Genomic DNA, 16,452 nt, shown 5'->3' with positions numbered 1-16,452 from the left:
ACACCTACAACTGTGAATGCTCCTCCTACTAATGACAACGTTTCTTTTTCGTTTAGTTCATTGAGGAAACTTTCAGAATCTTGGAACAATTCAGAACCAGCAGGACGGAGTTCAGAAATTTTGATAGAAGCCATGAGATTTCTCCTTCAACAACAATAATTTACGAGTTTTTTGTAAGAAGACTAAGAATAATAAGGCTTAATCTTCTTTTGAGATCAGCACAAAAGATTATCCAACTGTGTTAACGTTACCAAAGGTATTACCATTAACAGTATTGCCATTAGCAGTAACAACAGTCTGAGCAGTTAATGATACACCTACAAATGTAAATGCTCCTCCTACTAATGACAACGTTTCTTTTTCGTTTAGTTCATTGAGGAAACTTTCAGAATCTTGAAACAATTCAGAACCAGCAGGACGGAGTTCAGAAATTTTGATAGAAGCCATGAGATTTCTCCTTCAATAACAATGATTTGAGTAACTTTTATTAGAAGATTAAACTTTAGTTTTGTTTAATCCTTGATTTTATTGTTATTGAATAAACCTTGAAAATCAATACTTTTTAAGTCGCTTTTAGAGACACAACTAAAGCTTTTATGTCTCTAAATTAAAATATTGCTTTGTTCGTTACCTTAACCTTGAAATGAGGGGAAGAAATGGAGTTTCAAGTCCCCCAAAATTTGGCTGTTTATAGGGCTAAAAAAGTTCAAACCCTATGCAAACTATACTTGTGTGTACATAGTAACCTTTTTAATAAGGCTTATAACCTTTTTTTAGCCCCTTAAAAGAGGGTCTTTGCAGACAGGAGAATCTTAACCAAACTGTATTAAAAGAAAAGGGGTTGCCGACAGCAACTCCTTTTTTCCCTTTATAATAATAATTATTATTAAATATCTACTGTCTCTTGTTTTATTGAAAATAATTTATTTTTTGGAAGTCCCTTATATTGAAAAAGTCAATGGTTTTATGACTTCTTTTATAGACATTAGTGTAGAAGTTTTGTCTTTTAATGTTCTCTCTAAAGGACTACATCTCTGGGGGGTTGTCTGAAAAGTGGTTGGCTGTGATTTTAGGCACTTATTGATCCCCTAAGCAAGCCTTCAAAAGGGGAGAACCGGAATCAAAGTCCACCTTTTTAAAGTGGATTTAGCAAAATATTTTTATACAAAAAAAGAAAAATATATAAGTCTTGATTTCTCGTTTTGTGGCATGGCTTTTTACCACTCTCCAAACCTCTCCCCTGGTGGGGGAAAGGCTTTGAAACCCATTCTCTGCTTGTATGAAACTACTCTGCTTTTAAAGAGGGATTTAGGGGGAGCTAGAGAGCTAGTCCACTAATATTAATAATATATATATTGACAAAAACTTAAGTATGTGTTTTGAATGGAGTAAAACACCTGTTTTGGACTAAACATTTAAGTCCGGTTTTTCGTGATGTATACGATAATCACTGATACCAATTCTTTATGAAGCTGCGCTAAATACATATTGTGTATTTTACGTCAACTACTTCTACTGGACTGACACTCTAGAAGGTTTTGCTACTAACAAGAAGACTTTTCAAACCTCCTCTAAGAGGTTAAATAAGTTGCTATCATGAACTGCGTACACCAGAACAGATGAAAACAGAAGTCGTGTTCACCTGCTGCGTAGTCGTTTGTAAGAGATTAAAATAATTGCACTTTTGTTAAAAGGGTGCGGGAAAAGGAATGTAACAAGTTCACTCGTTGCCAACATGAGTAGGGCTTAAGGTTAGGCTTCGGAATTAAAGCTTAAAAAATCAGAGTCTAACTGCTTAACAACATCAACTTTAGCGATTTGTTCCTTTAGCCATTTAGAAAACAAATTTGAAGCAATTTTTTGGTATACCTCATTATCCAATTCCAGTTGAATAATCTCCTCTACCAAAATCAGGTGTACTCCCGAAGATGTCACTATAGGTTTGAGAAGTTGGGGGGGCTTGGCAGCAAAGACAGCAGCAGAGATTTCCGGCTTCAAATCCTGACGATACACTATCCCCCGGTATCCACCTTTTCGACGTAATTCCGTATTCTGGATGTATTTGTGAGCAACATCATAAAAACTTATCTCACCTTCTTTAATTGCATAAAAGAGTTCTATCGCCAAATCTTCATCATCCAGAAAAACCTCATACATGACCACACCAGCATAATCTAGCTGGTGTTCCAAGAAATAGGGTTTAACTTTATCTGCAAATAGATGAGCAGCTAACTTACTAGAAATGACGGTGCTGTAGACAATTTCTTCATAATCATCTACAGAAATACTATGTTTTTCCAACCACGCCCAGGTATCATCAGCACTATTGAGTTTGTTCATTAACCGGATTTGGTCTGCTGCCTTTTGAAGTTCCTCTGTCTCTACTTTGAGACTCACCTCAAATGCGGCGTTTTCTACAACCTTGTGGGCAACAATCGCCTCAATAAACTCAGGAATTTTGCAAGATATTTTGACTTGAGAAAGGATATCTTCGTTAGTAATAATGATAGTTGGTAACATCATGTTATTTCTAAGTAAATAGACGACATTTCAACGCACAGATTTAAGAGTAGTCACAACGCTCTATAATTTCACCCCACCCTGCTGCAACTGCTTAAACGGATCAAGCAGAAAATCAATAATCCGACGCTGGCGGACAATTACCTCAGCCGTTGCCGTGTCCCCTGGATGCAAAGCAATACACTTATTAGCCGAGGGAATACAATTTTGTTTTAGGGCAATTTCCAAGTCATAAGCTGCTACTTTTCCATTAGGTGTTTCCACATCTATGGTAGTAGGAGAAATATCTAATAATTTCCCTTCTAGCACGCCATAATCCTGAAACGGATAAGCATCAAACTTTAGCTTTACTGGCAATCCTGTTTGTAAGGAACCACTTTCAGTTGTCGCCATTTGTGCCCGAATTATTAAAGGTGAATCTTGGGGTGCAATCTCTGCTACCATTGTTCCTGGCTGCACCACAGACCCAGCGCGTTGTATCGGTAACTGAAATACTTTACCATTCACGGTGGCTCTTAACTGTCGTTGTCCTAACTGAAATTTTAACGATACAATCTGACTCCTATTTTGAGCAATTCCTGTTTGAAGCGTAGTAATTTCTGTTTCTAAACTTTTTTGTTGTTCGTCGATTTTTAGCAGAGCCAATTGACCAGAACGAGTTAAAGTCTGATAACTCCTTTGTTGTTCTTTAATTCGCAACTCTGCCTGTTCAATATCTGCATTTGCTTGCCGAATAGTCCGCTCATAACTACTCTGTTGTTCTACCAGACGTAGTTTAGCCTGCTGAATATCTGACTTATTTTGTTCGTATAACTGTTGCTTGTCTTTAGCTATATCCTGCTTCTCCACAACAAAAGTTTCTGAAACAATCCCTGACTGCCAAAGACTGCGATAGCGTTCAACTTCTCGCTCGCTACTCGCCAAACTACTCTTGATTAACTTATTAGCAGTTTGACTATGCTCAAGAGTTTGGCGTGCCTGATTTACTTGAGCCAATTTTTCATCTTTTTGCAAGTTATAGGAATTCCTAAGAGCATTCAGGTTCTGTTGTGCTTGATCAATTTGAGCCTGCTTTTCTAACTGTTGAGATTGGTTCTGCTGCTGTTGAGTTGTTAAAGATACAACTAACTGACTTTTAGATGATTTTAACTGAGAAAGTTGATTTAATTGTCCCTCTAACTTCTGCTGTGCCTGTTGCAATTCTGCCCTAACTAATTCCGATTCCAACACCAATAAAGTCTGCCCAACTTTAACTAAATCGCCTTCCTTTACCCGAATTTCAGAAACAGTCCCTGCCACAGCAGCATCCAGCCTAATCGTCTTTCCTTGCGGCTCAAGTCGCCCTCTTGCTATACCCGTTTCATCCACCTTAGATAGCATCGACCAGGGTAAAATGATCGAGACAAACAGCACTAAAAAATATAGCAATCCCCTTGTCCAGACTTGGGGCAAGCTATCAAGTAAATCCTTGGTTACGTAAGCCCAATCATCAGTTGATATAGCTGGTGTTTGCTCCCTTAAAATTTCCTCGCCCTGTTGTACCTCATAGATTTGGGTTTGAACCCTTCCATTTAATATGTTTGGCATGATTTTTCCTGATATCAATTTGGTATTTTGGGAGGGGAGAGACAAGAAAAGTTTCCTCCTTGTCCTCTCGTTTCACTCTGCAACATCCATCTGCTGATGATTGAGATAAAAATAATGTCCCCGCTTCGTCATCAACTCTTGGTGAGTTCCACTTTCAATCAATACGCCACGATCTAGCACTAAAATCAAATCTGCATTCCGCACAGTTGAAAGGCGATGGGCAATTACTAAGGTGGTTCTGCCCTGAAGAATTGTGTTTAAATTCCTCTGAATAATCCTTTCTGACTCTGCATCCAGATGGGAAGTCGCTTCATCTAAAATCAATAACTTGGGATTGCCTAACAACGCCTTTGCGATCGCAATTCTTTGTCGCTGTCCTCCAGATAACAACCCACCTCCTTCACCAATCTGGCTTTCATAACCCATAGGTAACTTTTTAATAAACTCATCAGCACCCGCCAATCGCGCCGCCTCAATAATCTCAGCTAAAGTGGCTCCAGGATGTGCCAAGCTAATATTTTCCCGAATTGTTCCGCCAAACAAAAAGGTATCTTGGTCAACTACTCCAACCTGCTCGCGTAGAGAACGCAACGAAAGACTTGTAATATCGTGTCCATCAATCAAAACTTTGCCATCTGTAGGGGGATATAACCCCAAAACCAGCTTAGAAATCGTTGTTTTCCCCGAACCACTCCGTCCCACCAGGGCAACCATTTGCCCGCTGTGTACTTCAAAACTGAGATTTTCCAAAATATTGATATCGCTTTCAGGGTGATAGCGAAACGTCACCGTGTCAAAGCGAATGTTACCTTGAATGGATGGTAAAGATTGCCGCACTTGGTGCTGGAAATCCTCTTCTGGTTCCGCATCCAACACATCATTAATGCGTTCCACCGCAATCACTACTTCTTGTAATTGATTCCACAAAACTATTAATCGTTGGAAGGGTGTAATAATATTTGCCAGCAACATATTAAATGCTACCAATTGCCCAATGGTTAGCTGGTTGTGAATCACTTGGTACGCCCCAAACCACAGCAACATGGTCGTTACCACTGCTTCAATTGTGTTACTGAATATTTGCAGTCGATTGCTGATAATTTGCCCAGAAAAGTTAGTTTTTACTTCTTTACTTAATAACTCTTCCCAATGCCAACGCACTGTCTGTTCCACTGCTGTGGATTTAACTGTCCGCACACCAGAAAGGGCTTCAATCAGATAGCTACTTTCCTGGGCAACAGCATTAAATATTTCTCTAGAAATTTTTTGTAAAAAAGGTGTGGCAATCAATGCCAGCAGGACAAAAGGCGGTACAATCACCAACACCAGCAACGCCATTTTCCAGCTGTACCAAAACATTAATCCTAAATAGATAAAAACAGTCAGTAAATCCAGCAGGATGGACAATGCTTCACCGGAGAGGAAACGTTGAATTTTGCGGTTTTCCTGTACACGAGAGATAATATCCCCCACATAACGGGACTCAAAGTAACTCAAGGGTAGCCGCAGGGTATGGCGAATAAATCCCACAATCAATGCTAAATCGAGCTTATTCGCTGTGTGGTCTAACAGATATTGCCGCAGCCCTGTCATCGCCACACGGAATAAACTAAAAATCAGTAATCCTAACCCCACCGCCGTTAAGGTGAGTTCAGAACGCTGCACCACCACTCGGTCTAAAATTAACTGCGTGAATAAGGGAGTAACAAGTCCAAATATCTGGATAAATACCGAAGCGACAAACACTTCCAGGATTACTAAAGAGTGAGGCTTCATCAACTCAAAGAATTGCCAAAAGGGGGTAGAAGTCTCTTTGGTATCCTTGAGCATAGCTGTCGGTTGCAGCAGTAATGTGTAACCAGTCCAGTTGGCTTTAAATTCGGCGTGGCTGAGGGTGCGTTGTCCAATAGCGGGGTCGCCGACAATGACGTGTTTGGGGGTAATTTGGTAGACAACAATGTAATGCTTGCCTTCCCAATGGGCGATCGCAGGCAATTTTTGCTTTGCCAATTGGTCAAGACTTGCTTTCACAGGTCGCGTGGTAAACCCAATATTTTCCGCCGCCGCCGATAACCCCCGCAGTGATGAGCCATTGCGGTCAACATTGGCCATATCCCGCAGGCGATTTACACTAAAGTTTTTCCCCCAATAGCGAGACACCATCACTAAACAAGCTGCACCGCAATCTGAGCCGCTCTGTTGAGCAAAAAACGGATAGCGCCGAATCACACGCTGTAATAAATGCCCGACTCGCTGCGTGGAGCTGGGAAAATAGGCTTTGCTAATCTTTTTCTTGTGTGGCTCTACTGCTGGCGTTGATAGAATCTTCGTTTCATGCGGCAGTTTTGATTCAGATGGCAGTACTGGCGGGTTATCTGAGTCCACCTGTTGGGGGTTACGAGACAGCGCCCTAGCCTGCAAATGTTCCAAAATCTGGGGATATTTAGCCATCAATGACCACAACACTTCACCCGGAATAAAGCACAGTTGCAAGTTGACTGAAGCCCTTGCTGCATAAGGTCTGAAGTCACCCTCCTTAAACAAGGTAAATTCACCAAATGAGTCTCCTACCTCCAAAGTGGCGATTAACTCATCGGTGCTATCCAGCAACCTGACTTTACCAGCGATCGCAATATAGATACCTGGTTGAGCATCAGTTCCTTGCCAGAATTTGCCGACTTTCGGGTTGATAAATTTAACTTGTTGAAGACAATATTGAAATTCCTCTGGCGAAAGAGAATAACCCAGAGTATTGTTTAACTGTTGTAGAGTTACTAACTGAGCGGATATATCTTGCGCCATGAATGTCTACATCTTTTTTTAATTTTGCAAAGTTAATAGGTAAAAATTCGGAATTATCAGAAATAGCTGTAGATTTAAGGTCACTAATCAAAATTTTGGAACCATGAATCTGTTCATTGCTGCTTTGTTCAGCATTATTGGGTTTTGGTAGCGTAGATAACCCCATCTGTTTGAGCAGTCGGTTAATATGGCGATCGCTTACCTCAATGCCAAATTCTTTTGCCAGATGTTTCCCCAGCCAGTTTGTTGTCCACCGTCGAAAAACATAACCATGATCGCGAGGGCTACTACTAACCAGTTCTTTCAAACGTTCTAAATACTGGTCACTTATTGCTTTGGGGCGACCAATGGGGCAATCTTGCCATAGGTGCGCCATCCCAGTCCGAGCTATGTGCATCCAATATCTTGCTGTTGCTGGACAACACCCCAAAATTTGACAAATTTCCGTTTGAGTTTTTCCCTCATCTGCCAACAACATGATTTCAATGCGCTGTCGGTAAGATTCAGGTAAACTTTTTTCCAAACTTCCTAACAGTAATTTCCGCTGAAATGATGTTAGATACTTGCTGTTAATCAAAATTGTATACTTGCTTCCAATTTTTGTTTGGTAGTCGGACATACACATACAATTAACTAGTTTTTTAGACATACGAATGCCTGATATTTCATGCATGATTTAGCACTTATTTCTACTTACAGTAGAAATAAGTAGAAATATGCAAAAGCTAATTTTTCTTTACTTATATAGCGGTTCTTGGTTGAGTGAGGTACAAGAACTCCACCCCTCCCCGCAAGCGAGGAGGGGAGTATGATGTACCTTATCTGATTAGGAAACGCTATAGCTGTAATACTTATCACGTTTTGTTTTTTATTCAATATAAGGAATTGAATTTTAACAAGTGATATTTTTTTTTACAGCCAGGTTTTGTGTACTGCTTCTGTAGATATAGATTAGGTTACAATTCCTATTTATAAATTACGAAAATACTCGCTAAATTTTAATAAAATTTTTGTAAAGATGTTTTTATACGATGAAAGAAAAATTAGTCATAACAAAATCTCTGTGATTACAGATGAAAATTACTTTGAAAGCAGTTTTCCAGTGAATATACAATGCGTAATGGCACTAGATTGGCTAAGTATTCGTTTTTACTTTAAAATTACAATGTAGATTATTGATTAACTACAAATCAACTTTGTAAATTCTGAAGAACGATTAATTAATTTTTTTAAACCTGCATTTGTCACAAGTTCTGCGATGGCTACGACCACCGCACGCATCGTATTTACCACAACCTTTGCCCAGACTAAATTTCGGTTTTGATGCGTAAAAGTTTTGAACCACCATGAAACGCCTAAATTTAGGTTTTGTAAAGCTTTAAGAATAAGAGTGATAAATCCGCTTTACAATGTTTACTCAAAAACTATATTTTATGTAAATTTATGTAAAATCACAATTTTTTATATCTTAAATAACTTTCATGAGAGAATAATTAAAAAACTTATCGGAAACTCTTTGCTGGAGCCTGTTTGAGGCAATAAAAGCAGCCAAAATTATAAAATTTATTGAAGATTACTATGAATGGTATAAAAGGAGATTAGGAAGTGAGAAGTTTTGATACCAATGCTTTATGAAGTTCAACTTCATAAACCAGAAACAATATAATTATATCCACAGATAGATGCGCTTGCTTGTGCAGAAATGTAATCAAGAATTTTTTTAACTCTGGAAAATGACAAAAATGCGATCGCTAAATTTTGGGTCAATGCCAATACCATTATCCCGAACTGAGAACAGCCATGCATCTTCTATCCTTTCTGCTCCCAGATGGATTTGTGGCGGCTGATCGCTATGAAACTTTATAGCGTTACCAATGAGGTTTTGGAATAGCTGCATCAGTTGGGTGCTGTCAGCCATGACTATTGGTAAGGGGTCATGGGTGATAATATCGTGTAGTTATGTTAACAAATAGAATTCAGGAGTCAGGAGCCAGAATTCAGAATTGAATTCTGTGTGACACTTCTCTACGTTCCCTGCGGGACGCTGACGCGCAGCTTGCTTCCCCGGAGGGGTACGTGCAGCGTGTCGCAGACAGACGCTGCGCGTAGCTTACTTCCACAAAGTGGTATGACAAGCTCAGTGACCACTGGTGAATAGCGCAGCGATCGCACCAGAGCAGTGTGATTCCGACCGGAGGCGGAGCGTCTCCGGCTCCGTTCCTGAATTCTTCTTTAATCAAATCCAAGAGTTGAACCACATTCGCAACTTATAACCGTCAGGAGAAAGGGGTAAACCCAAATAAATGGGCATCCAGAAAATAAAAGCAGCCAGAATAATAAAAGTAATGGTGACACCTAGCGCCCGGAGTTGTTGATAATAACTGCAAAGACACCGATCGACAAACCAAGCGATCGCTAAAAATACAAACACCACTGCACACATATAGTGGTAGATAAAAACGCACCTTGTCACTTTCACCCAAGGTAATAAGTTAGCAGCATAATTTATAACTAAATATAAGGCAATCCAAGTATCAACACTCAGGGTTGCAGGCATAGAGAAACGCTTTTCTTTCACCCAAGGAATTACCGCTTGTGATACCAGCATCCCTACTAAAAACAACATGGCGGCGACACCAAACCACCATAAAAATGGATTGCCCATTGCATGGACATCATAAATAACTTGTCCAGCACCGGCAGGTAAAGGAGGCCCCATCACGGGTAACGGTTCAGTGATACTTTCAGCCGTTTGATAATAATATGCCATTGGTCGAGTCATCAAAGGCCATTTATACCAGGCAGCACAGTAAGGATGTACGTTAGGACTATTACCACCTAGATGTAAGTGAAACTTCAAAATTTGCTGATGTACTGCAATAAATCCATAAGTTTTATCTAGTTGAAGGTGAGGAATCCAGATGATGCTGTAGATAAAAGCTGGGATAATTCCTAGATAAAACAGCATCTGAAAAATATTTAGCTGAGTCAAGTTTTGTAGTGGTGTCTGAGATGAGGGGGATGAGGGAGAATAAGTACTAACCCCTGACTCCTGATTTCTGACTCCTGCCTCCTGCCTCCTGTCTCCTGCCTTCTTCAATGAAGAGGAGCTAAAAAAGAATTTGAAGTTAGGAAAAGAATGTATCAAATGAATTACCCAAGCTGCTATCCAAATGAGATAAGCACCTGACAGGAACCATAAACCGTTCCACTTAGTACCGACTGAGGCACCAAAACCAATGCCAGCAAAAACTAACCAAAAAGAACGTCGCGGATTTTGGTTATCTAATGCCAATAATAAAAACCAGTGCCCTAACAAACCAAAAATGACGATATAAATATTACTTAAAGCATACCGAGACTCAACTAGAAAGATCCCATCACAAGCTGTGAATAATCCTGCAAGTATTGCAAAGGTACGACGATAACTTAACTGATAAGCGATCGCAGCCACAACTACAGGAATAAATGAGCCGATGAGGGCATTAAACCAACGATAAGTCCAAGGCGATCGCAAAGAACCTGTCAGTCCATTTACCGTATCGTGCCAAAAAGGAATGTGACTGCCAATCCAAATACCGATGCCAATCATATATTGACTCAGGGGCGGATGAGCATTAAAAAATGGTGTACGGGTGAGATAATTATTACCAAATTTTGCAAAGTAAACTTCATCAAATACCAGAGTGTTGAATCGCTCCAGTCCCCAAAACCGTAAGGCAAGTGAAAGAAGAAATACACTCACCATCCCAATTCGGAACCACTTTTTAGTCATTAGTCATTTGTCACTAGTCATTTGTTATTGGACATTGGGGATTGGGGATTGGGCATGGAGAATAGGAGATGAGTCTTTAATACTCGCTGACGAGTCTTTGATACTCGTGAATGAGTCTTTGATACTCGCTGACGAGTCTTTGATACTCGTTGACGAGTCTTTGATACTCGTGAATGAGTCTTTAATACTCGCTGACGAGTCTTTAATACTCGTGAATGAGTCTTTGATACTCGTTGACGAGTCTTTGATGCTCGTTGACGAGTCTTTGATGCTCGTGAATGAGTCTTTAATACTCGCTGACGAGTCTTTGAACTCCACTCCTCTGCCCCCCTGTCCTTTGCTCCCCCTGCTCCTCCTGCTCTCCTCTATTCTTTTCAGGTACATCTAGTTGAAACAGAAGTAGTTCAATACCGTAATACTTGTTAGTTTGCCCTATTGGTTTCATACCCAGTCTTTGAGTTACACGGATTGAAGCATGATTTTCTGGCTTCACTACAGCATAAATCACTGGTAAGTTCAAAACACTAAATCCGTAATTGAGCATAACTCGTCCGGCTTCTGTTGCATACCCTTTACCCCAAGAAGCTCGCCGCAATTCCCAGCCTACTTCATAATCTTGAGTTGGTAAACCATCTTTGTCGGGCAATTGTTTAAGAAGGATAGTTCCCACAATTGTTGTACTTTCCTTTTCAACAATTGCCCAAGATCCAGTACCATTGTTGCGTTGGTGCATTCGCTCGATACCTTCAATCAAGCGCTGACGCTGTGACTCAATACTTGCGGGGCGAGAAGATTTACCAAGAAAGTGCGTAACTTCAGGATCACTGTAAATTGCAAACGCTTGTTCAGCATCGCGTTCGGATATCCAACTGCGAATAATCAAGCGTTCGGTTTCCAACAGAATTGTCATCTTACTTTTGACTAAACTAAATCGCCATTCTGCAAAATATTAAGATACTTATGGTTGAGCAGTCAAAAGTTATGTAGACAATTACACAAACAAAATATGGCGGTCGCCACCTTACAGGCAGTTATCCAAAAGTTCAACTACCATTGGTTATGCGATGCCTGCGGCGGTAAACTACGCATATTCTGAATCTTTCCGCAGTTCTTCAGACCGAAATCCCAATACAATCTTGTCCTTCGCCACACCTGCCTTCACCAATTCCGTTGCTACCCCCTCTTCAGTGCCATCACGTTGAATCCAAATTTTGCCATCAATAATATCAATGTGAATCAGACAGCCGTGAACGCGACGAGTTGCTGTTGGAGAGAGTTCGGGTACTGGCTCTCGACCAAGAATCATTACCAAATATCGATCTTGTTCTCGATCAAAGATAGTTTCATGCTGAATATTGCCGTAAGAGTAAGGAATCTTTGTATGTTCAGTAAGAATGCTGCAAATCAGCTGCCTGTGTTGTTCCAAATTACCCATCGGACAATAACCTCCCGCTTTGGATTAAAAACGATCAGAGGAATTTTGTAGTCTTCCAATATAAGTTTACCAAGCGGCTCTTCCTCAAAAATATCAGTAAAAATATCCTCATGAACAGCGATATACAAAACCCTATCTCGATAATTACGGCTCATGACAGCAAAGTAGGTAAAGTACTGGTCAATCGCCTGTTCTAGGTCAGCTACTTCTGAGTCGCCACTGAAAGTTTTGATTTCTACAGCAATCTTCTGTCTTCCTTTTTCTGCGATGAGCAACTTTTCGGCTGCCAAATCCACGTAAAGATCCTTTTTTCCCCACTTTAGATGAAAGGGATCATCAATAACAGTCCAGCCATCTTTAATTAGGGCATTCTTCAAGTTTTCGTGGTAACGGTCTCTAACTGCCATAAATTAACGTGAATTCGACGGCTTATATAGTGTCCGCTTAATTAGCTCAATTAAAAAGACCTCTAAGAGATTTTACTACGCAAAATCGTCCCTCTCCGAGTCAGAGACGGACAGCCTTGAACTTTAGTTCAAGGCTGGGAGAGGTTTGTCGAACTCACGTTAAATTATTTGAATTATGAATTACGTTAGCGAGTCATTGAGCGTCATTACGAATTATTACCCTCGACTTTTGCCACTTCCAGCATTGTTTTTAAAACTGAATCTGGATTCAGACTAATTGAGTCAATTCCCTGTTCCACCAAAAACTGAGCAAATTCTGGATAATCGCTGGGTGCTTGCCCACAAATGCCGATTTTGCGATTATATTTTTTTGCAGCCTTTATAGCCATTTTCACCATCTGCTTAACAGCTGGACTGCGTTCATCAAACAATCTTGCTACCAACGCCGAATCCCTGTCTATCCCCAGTGTTAGCTGAGTTAAATCATTAGAACCAATTGAGAAGCCATCAAAGACGTCAGCAAAGTCCTCAGCCAGAATAACATTACTGGGCAACTCACACATCACATAAATCTGCAAGTCGTTAACACCCTGCTTTAAACCATTTTTTGCCATCTCTGCCAAAACTAAACGTCCCTCATCGGGAGTACGACAAAAAGGAATCATCGGGATAACATTCGTCAAACCCATTTCTTCCCGTACCCGCTTGATGGCATGACATTCTAGGGCAAAAGCTTCTCTGTAGCCTTCATCATAGTAACGCGCCGCTCCTCGCCAACCTAACATTGGGTTTTCTTCATTAGGTTCAAACTGTTGCCCACCTAATAAATTGGCATATTCATTACTTTTGAAATCTGACATTCGGACAATTACGGGTTTGGGATAAAATGCCGCCGCAATTCTCCCTATACCTTGGGCTAATTTATCTACAAAATACTGTGGTTTATCGTCGTAAAGTGAGGTAATATTAGCAATTTTAGCTTTGACAAATTCATCTTTTAATAATTTATAGTGAATCAACGCCATTGGATGAATTTGGATTTGGTTAGCGATGATAAATTCTGTCCGCGCTAAACCTACGCCATCGTTAGGAATTGCCGATAAACTCAATGCTTCTTGGGGATTACCAACATTCATTAAAATTTGAGTGCGGGTGCGCGGTAAGTTTTCTAAAAGAACTTCTTCAACTTCAAAAGGTAATAAGCCTGCATAAACTTTTCCCTCTTCCCCTTCAGCGCAAGAAATTGTTACCTCTTGACCAGGTTTTAAAATTTCTGTAGCATTGCCGCATCCCACGATCGCAGGTACACCTAATTCTCGCGCGATAATTGCTGCATGACACGTGCGGCCTCCAGAATTGCTGACAATTGCACTGGCGCGTTTCATAATTGGTTCCCAATCGGGATCGGTTCTCTCTGTCACCAAAACTTCCCCAACTTGGAATTGGTCGAGTTTCTGAACATCTAAAATTAGGCGTACTTTTCCTTGACTAATCGCTTCCCCAATCGCACTTCCCGTAATCAGAGGGATTGGGGATTGAGAATCAGGGAGTGAAGAGTGGGAATTTTCCCCATTCCCTATACTTCGACTTACCTCGGCTTCGCTCGGCACAAGTCGCTCAGTACAAGTTCCCAATTCCCTATTTCCCAATACCAACCGATAACTCCGCAACACATTTCCCTTCTTCTGCGACTGGACGGTTTCGGGACGCGCTTGCACAATAAAAAGTTGGTTAGTAATCCCATCTTTTGCCCACTCGATATCCATTGGAGTGAAAATACCGTGGATTTGGGAATAATGGTCTTCAATTAAACATGCCCAACTTGCTAGTTGTAAAATCTCTTGATCATTCAGAGCAAATTGACCTCTTTCGCTAGCCGAAACCGAAACATTTTTCGTAAATTTGGAGCCGTCATCATAAATCATTTTCAATTCTTTACTGCCCAATTTTTTATCGATAATTGGGCAAAAACCAGCTTTTAAAGTTGGTTTAAAAACATAATATTCATCGGGATTTACAGACCCCTGGACAACATTTTCACCTAAACCGTAGGCGGCTGTAATTAGTGCTGCATCCTTAAAGCCCGTTTCTGTATCAATGGAGAACATCACCCCAGAGGTTGCTAAGTCAGAGCGCACCATTTTTTGCACGCCCACAGCTAGAGCAATGCTAAAGTGGTCAAATCCCTTGGTGTGGCGATAAGAAATGGCGCGGTCTGTAAATAGAGACGCAAAGCATTTGTGACAAGCTGCTAAAACTCCTTCGACACCGACAACGTTGAGGTAAGTTTCCTGCTGTCCAGCAAAACTAGCATCAGGAAGGTCTTCAGCAGTGGCGCTGGAACGGACTGCCACATCTGTGTCTGCATGGTATCGTTCACAGAGACTATGGTATGCTGTGGCGATCGCCTCGCGCAATTCTACGGTAAATGGGGTGTGGATTAATAGCGATCGCGCTTTTTTGCCGCGTTCTCGTAAATTTTTGACATCTTCAACATCCAAGTCAGCAAAAAGTTTGCGTAGCTTTGCTTCTAACCCCGCTGATTGAATGAAATGACGATAAGCGTAAGCAGTAGTCGCAAATCCGGTGGGAACATTAATGCCTTTGGGTGTTAGCTGTTGAATCATTTCCCCTAGTGAAGCATTTTTACCACCAACTACTGGTATATCAGCAATCCCAATTTCATCAAACCAAAGAATGAGCGATCGCTCTTGGGCAAATAGAGACAAAGTGCTTTTAGATACTGTAGTCATAAATATTACCTTTTAAGTTTATACTCAACTTGTAAGTGCATAACTGCTACTATATTTATTTTTCCCATATTCAACTTTAGATTTTTAGTTCTGTCGCGTAGTTTGATATTTGGCGATAAAATGCAAAATTATCATCAATAAAAATTAACAATTATTCAGTTTAATAACTCGCCCAAAATACTGGATGTAATACATGATGGCGCAGCTAGAACGACTCCTGAAAATGGCAGAGGATGAACTAACTGAATACAGCACTGATGCCCACAAAATAGAAAAACTACGCCGTAAAATAGGTTTAACAGTATCGCTAACAGAACAGCAGCAAGTCAAAGAGGCATTATTTGCTACGATGAAATCTAATATAATTACCCAAGTTGTGGAAGAACAAAGACAAGCAGTAGCCTTACCATTTTGGTGAATTGCTGGATTGGGTTTGTTACTAGGAATTTCTTTAAATCAACCCATAGGCTTGTTAGCATCTGTAGTTGGAACTGTATTAGCTTATAAAATTCAGAAATGGGGTTGGAAATTGCAGGCAAATCGTTTATTGTTACAAACATTGGAAGATATTGAAAAGCGTATTACTCAACCCACTAAGTAACAATAAAAATGTATTTTGTAGATAAATCATTTATATTTGCTAGTATTATATTATACTCAATAAGTAATTAATCACTTAATTTACATCTCGTAAGCACTTAACAATTCCTTTAGAATCACCATAGCAAAAAAATTAGATATTGGATTTAAGATTAGGTATTTATTAAAAAAGACAGAAAGCAGAAGGCAGTCTTCCGTAAGCTCGAACTGCCCTCCGTCTTCATTCAATATTCTGGCTTGTGGGCAATGAATGCTACATTACCTTTTGACAGCAGATGTTGAACATAGCTACGGGTTGTCTCAACCTGGAAGTCCACGTTAGAGAGTTCACTTGCAATAGCTGTCGCTTCGCATATTCGCATCTGGTGTACTTCATCAGATCGTCTGTAGTGTTTCCCCACCTTGTAGAAGCTGGTAATTTGGCAAGTCAAAGTTATTGGCTCTTGACCTCTTACTTTTCAATTAATACTACCTAGTAGTGTGGCAAGGCTAAAATAGTGCAATAAAGTTGGCGAAAAATCGGGGTAAGCTAATGGGTAAAGGTCGTAGGGATAAAGTGCTGCTGAATACCGA

Annotated in this window: 12 protein-coding genes and 2 pseudogenes; 2 read left to right on the top strand and 12 right to left on the bottom strand. The window is 40.3% G+C overall.

Going from position 1 to position 16,452, the window contains the following annotated elements:
• Positions 1–228: 228 nt before the first annotated feature.
• From V7K60_RS34975 to V7K60_RS34945, 7 genes and pseudogenes are all read right to left on the bottom strand, one after another.
• Positions 229–447: a hypothetical protein gene (locus tag V7K60_RS34975; RefSeq protein ID WP_334932838.1), complete on the bottom strand. Its 219-nt coding sequence runs from the start codon at positions 445–447 to the stop codon at positions 229–231.
• A 1,305-nt stretch (positions 448–1,752) separates the two neighbouring features.
• Positions 1,753–2,520: a peptidylprolyl isomerase gene (locus tag V7K60_RS34970; protein WP_334932840.1), complete on the bottom strand. Its 768-nt coding sequence runs from the start codon at positions 2,518–2,520 to the stop codon at positions 1,753–1,755.
• A 63-nt stretch (positions 2,521–2,583) separates the two neighbouring features.
• Positions 2,584–4,107 (bottom strand): HlyD family efflux transporter periplasmic adaptor subunit, encoded by a 1,524-nt coding sequence (locus V7K60_RS34965; protein ID WP_334932836.1) that lies wholly within the window; start codon positions 4,105–4,107, stop codon positions 2,584–2,586.
• A 72-nt stretch (positions 4,108–4,179) separates the two neighbouring features.
• Entirely contained in the window at positions 4,180–6,909 is a 2,730-nt protein-coding gene (locus V7K60_RS34960; protein ID WP_334932834.1) for a peptidase domain-containing ABC transporter, read from the bottom strand.
• Positions 6,803–7,558, bottom strand: a complete 756-nt coding sequence (locus tag V7K60_RS34955) for a helix-turn-helix domain-containing protein (protein WP_334932832.1) — start codon at positions 7,556–7,558, stop codon at positions 6,803–6,805. The genes V7K60_RS34960 and V7K60_RS34955 overlap by 107 nt, the downstream gene beginning before the upstream one ends.
• Positions 7,559–8,635: 1,077 nt before the next feature.
• A pseudogene (locus V7K60_RS34950) lies at positions 8,636–8,857 on the bottom strand (sensor histidine kinase); the annotation flags it as partial.
• Between the two features lie 288 nt (positions 8,858–9,145).
• On the bottom strand, positions 9,146–10,684 hold the full coding sequence (locus tag V7K60_RS34945) for a dolichyl-phosphate-mannose--protein mannosyltransferase (RefSeq protein ID WP_334932829.1): 1,539 nt from the start codon (positions 10,682–10,684) through the stop codon (positions 9,146–9,148).
• A 7-nt stretch (positions 10,685–10,691) separates the two neighbouring features.
• On the opposite strand from V7K60_RS34945, the gene V7K60_RS34940 reads away from it, so the two are divergent.
• Positions 10,692–11,072 (top strand): hypothetical protein, encoded by a 381-nt coding sequence (locus V7K60_RS34940; protein ID WP_334932827.1) that lies wholly within the window; start codon positions 10,692–10,694, stop codon positions 11,070–11,072.
• Here the strand turns inward: V7K60_RS34940 and V7K60_RS34935 are convergent.
• The 4 genes from V7K60_RS34935 to ppsA form a co-directional block, all read right to left on the bottom strand.
• Complete coding sequence (locus V7K60_RS34935; protein ID WP_334932825.1) at positions 10,971–11,594, bottom strand: GNAT family N-acetyltransferase; 624 nt, start codon at positions 11,592–11,594, stop codon at positions 10,971–10,973. The two genes, V7K60_RS34940 and V7K60_RS34935, sit on opposite strands and share 102 nt — an antisense overlap.
• 171 nt (positions 11,595–11,765) lie before the next feature.
• Positions 11,766–12,119, bottom strand: coding sequence for a XisI protein (locus tag V7K60_RS34930; RefSeq protein WP_334932823.1), 354 nt, complete (start codon positions 12,117–12,119; stop codon positions 11,766–11,768).
• Positions 12,089–12,526 (bottom strand): element excision factor XisH family protein, encoded by a 438-nt coding sequence (locus tag V7K60_RS34925; protein ID WP_334932822.1) that lies wholly within the window; start codon positions 12,524–12,526, stop codon positions 12,089–12,091. Before V7K60_RS34925 ends, V7K60_RS34930 begins: the two co-directional genes overlap by 31 nt.
• Before the next feature lie 206 nt (positions 12,527–12,732).
• Entirely contained in the window at positions 12,733–15,279 is a 2,547-nt protein-coding gene (gene ppsA / locus V7K60_RS34920; RefSeq protein WP_334932820.1) for a phosphoenolpyruvate synthase, read from the bottom strand.
• 196 nt (positions 15,280–15,475) lie between these two features.
• On the opposite strand from ppsA, the pseudogene V7K60_RS34915 reads away from it, so the two are divergent.
• A pseudogene (locus V7K60_RS34915) lies at positions 15,476–15,880 on the top strand (hypothetical protein).
• A gap of 223 nt (positions 15,881–16,103) precedes the next feature.
• Here V7K60_RS34915 and V7K60_RS34910 read toward each other — a convergent pair.
• Positions 16,104–16,241, bottom strand: coding sequence for a hypothetical protein (locus tag V7K60_RS34910; RefSeq protein ID WP_334932818.1), 138 nt, complete (start codon positions 16,239–16,241; stop codon positions 16,104–16,106).
• Positions 16,242–16,452: the final 211 nt, after the last annotated feature.

The sequence above is a fragment of the Nostoc sp. genome, assembly GCF_036917555.1.
GTDB lineage: Bacteria > Cyanobacteriota > Cyanobacteriia > Cyanobacteriales > Nostocaceae > Nostoc.
This window is presented reverse-complemented; position numbering and strand designations above follow the sequence as displayed.

Excerpts from the sequence above, each read along its gene's own strand:
- V7K60_RS34975 (WP_334932838.1), bottom strand. The coding sequence starts at position 447 with ATGGCTTCTATCAAAATTTCTGAACTCCGTCCTGCTGGTTCTGAATTG.
- V7K60_RS34970 (WP_334932840.1), bottom strand. The coding sequence starts at position 2,520 with ATGTTACCAACTATCATTATTACTAACGAAGATATCCTTTCTCAAGTC.
- V7K60_RS34965 (WP_334932836.1), bottom strand. The coding sequence starts at position 4,107 with ATGCCAAACATATTAAATGGAAGGGTTCAAACCCAAATCTATGAGGTA.
- V7K60_RS34960 (WP_334932834.1), bottom strand. The coding sequence starts at position 6,909 with ATGGCGCAAGATATATCCGCTCAGTTAGTAACTCTACAACAGTTAAAC.
- V7K60_RS34955 (WP_334932832.1), bottom strand. The coding sequence starts at position 7,558 with ATGTCTAAAAAACTAGTTAATTGTATGTGTATGTCCGACTACCAAACA.
- V7K60_RS34945 (WP_334932829.1), bottom strand. The coding sequence starts at position 10,684 with ATGACTAAAAAGTGGTTCCGAATTGGGATGGTGAGTGTATTTCTTCTT.
- V7K60_RS34935 (WP_334932825.1), bottom strand. The coding sequence starts at position 11,594 with ATGACAATTCTGTTGGAAACCGAACGCTTGATTATTCGCAGTTGGATA.
- V7K60_RS34930 (WP_334932823.1), bottom strand. The coding sequence starts at position 12,119 with ATGGGTAATTTGGAACAACACAGGCAGCTGATTTGCAGCATTCTTACT.
- V7K60_RS34925 (WP_334932822.1), bottom strand. The coding sequence starts at position 12,526 with ATGGCAGTTAGAGACCGTTACCACGAAAACTTGAAGAATGCCCTAATT.
- ppsA (WP_334932820.1), bottom strand. The coding sequence starts at position 15,279 with ATGACTACAGTATCTAAAAGCACTTTGTCTCTATTTGCCCAAGAGCGA.
- V7K60_RS34910 (WP_334932818.1), bottom strand. The coding sequence starts at position 16,241 with ATGCGAATATGCGAAGCGACAGCTATTGCAAGTGAACTCTCTAACGTG.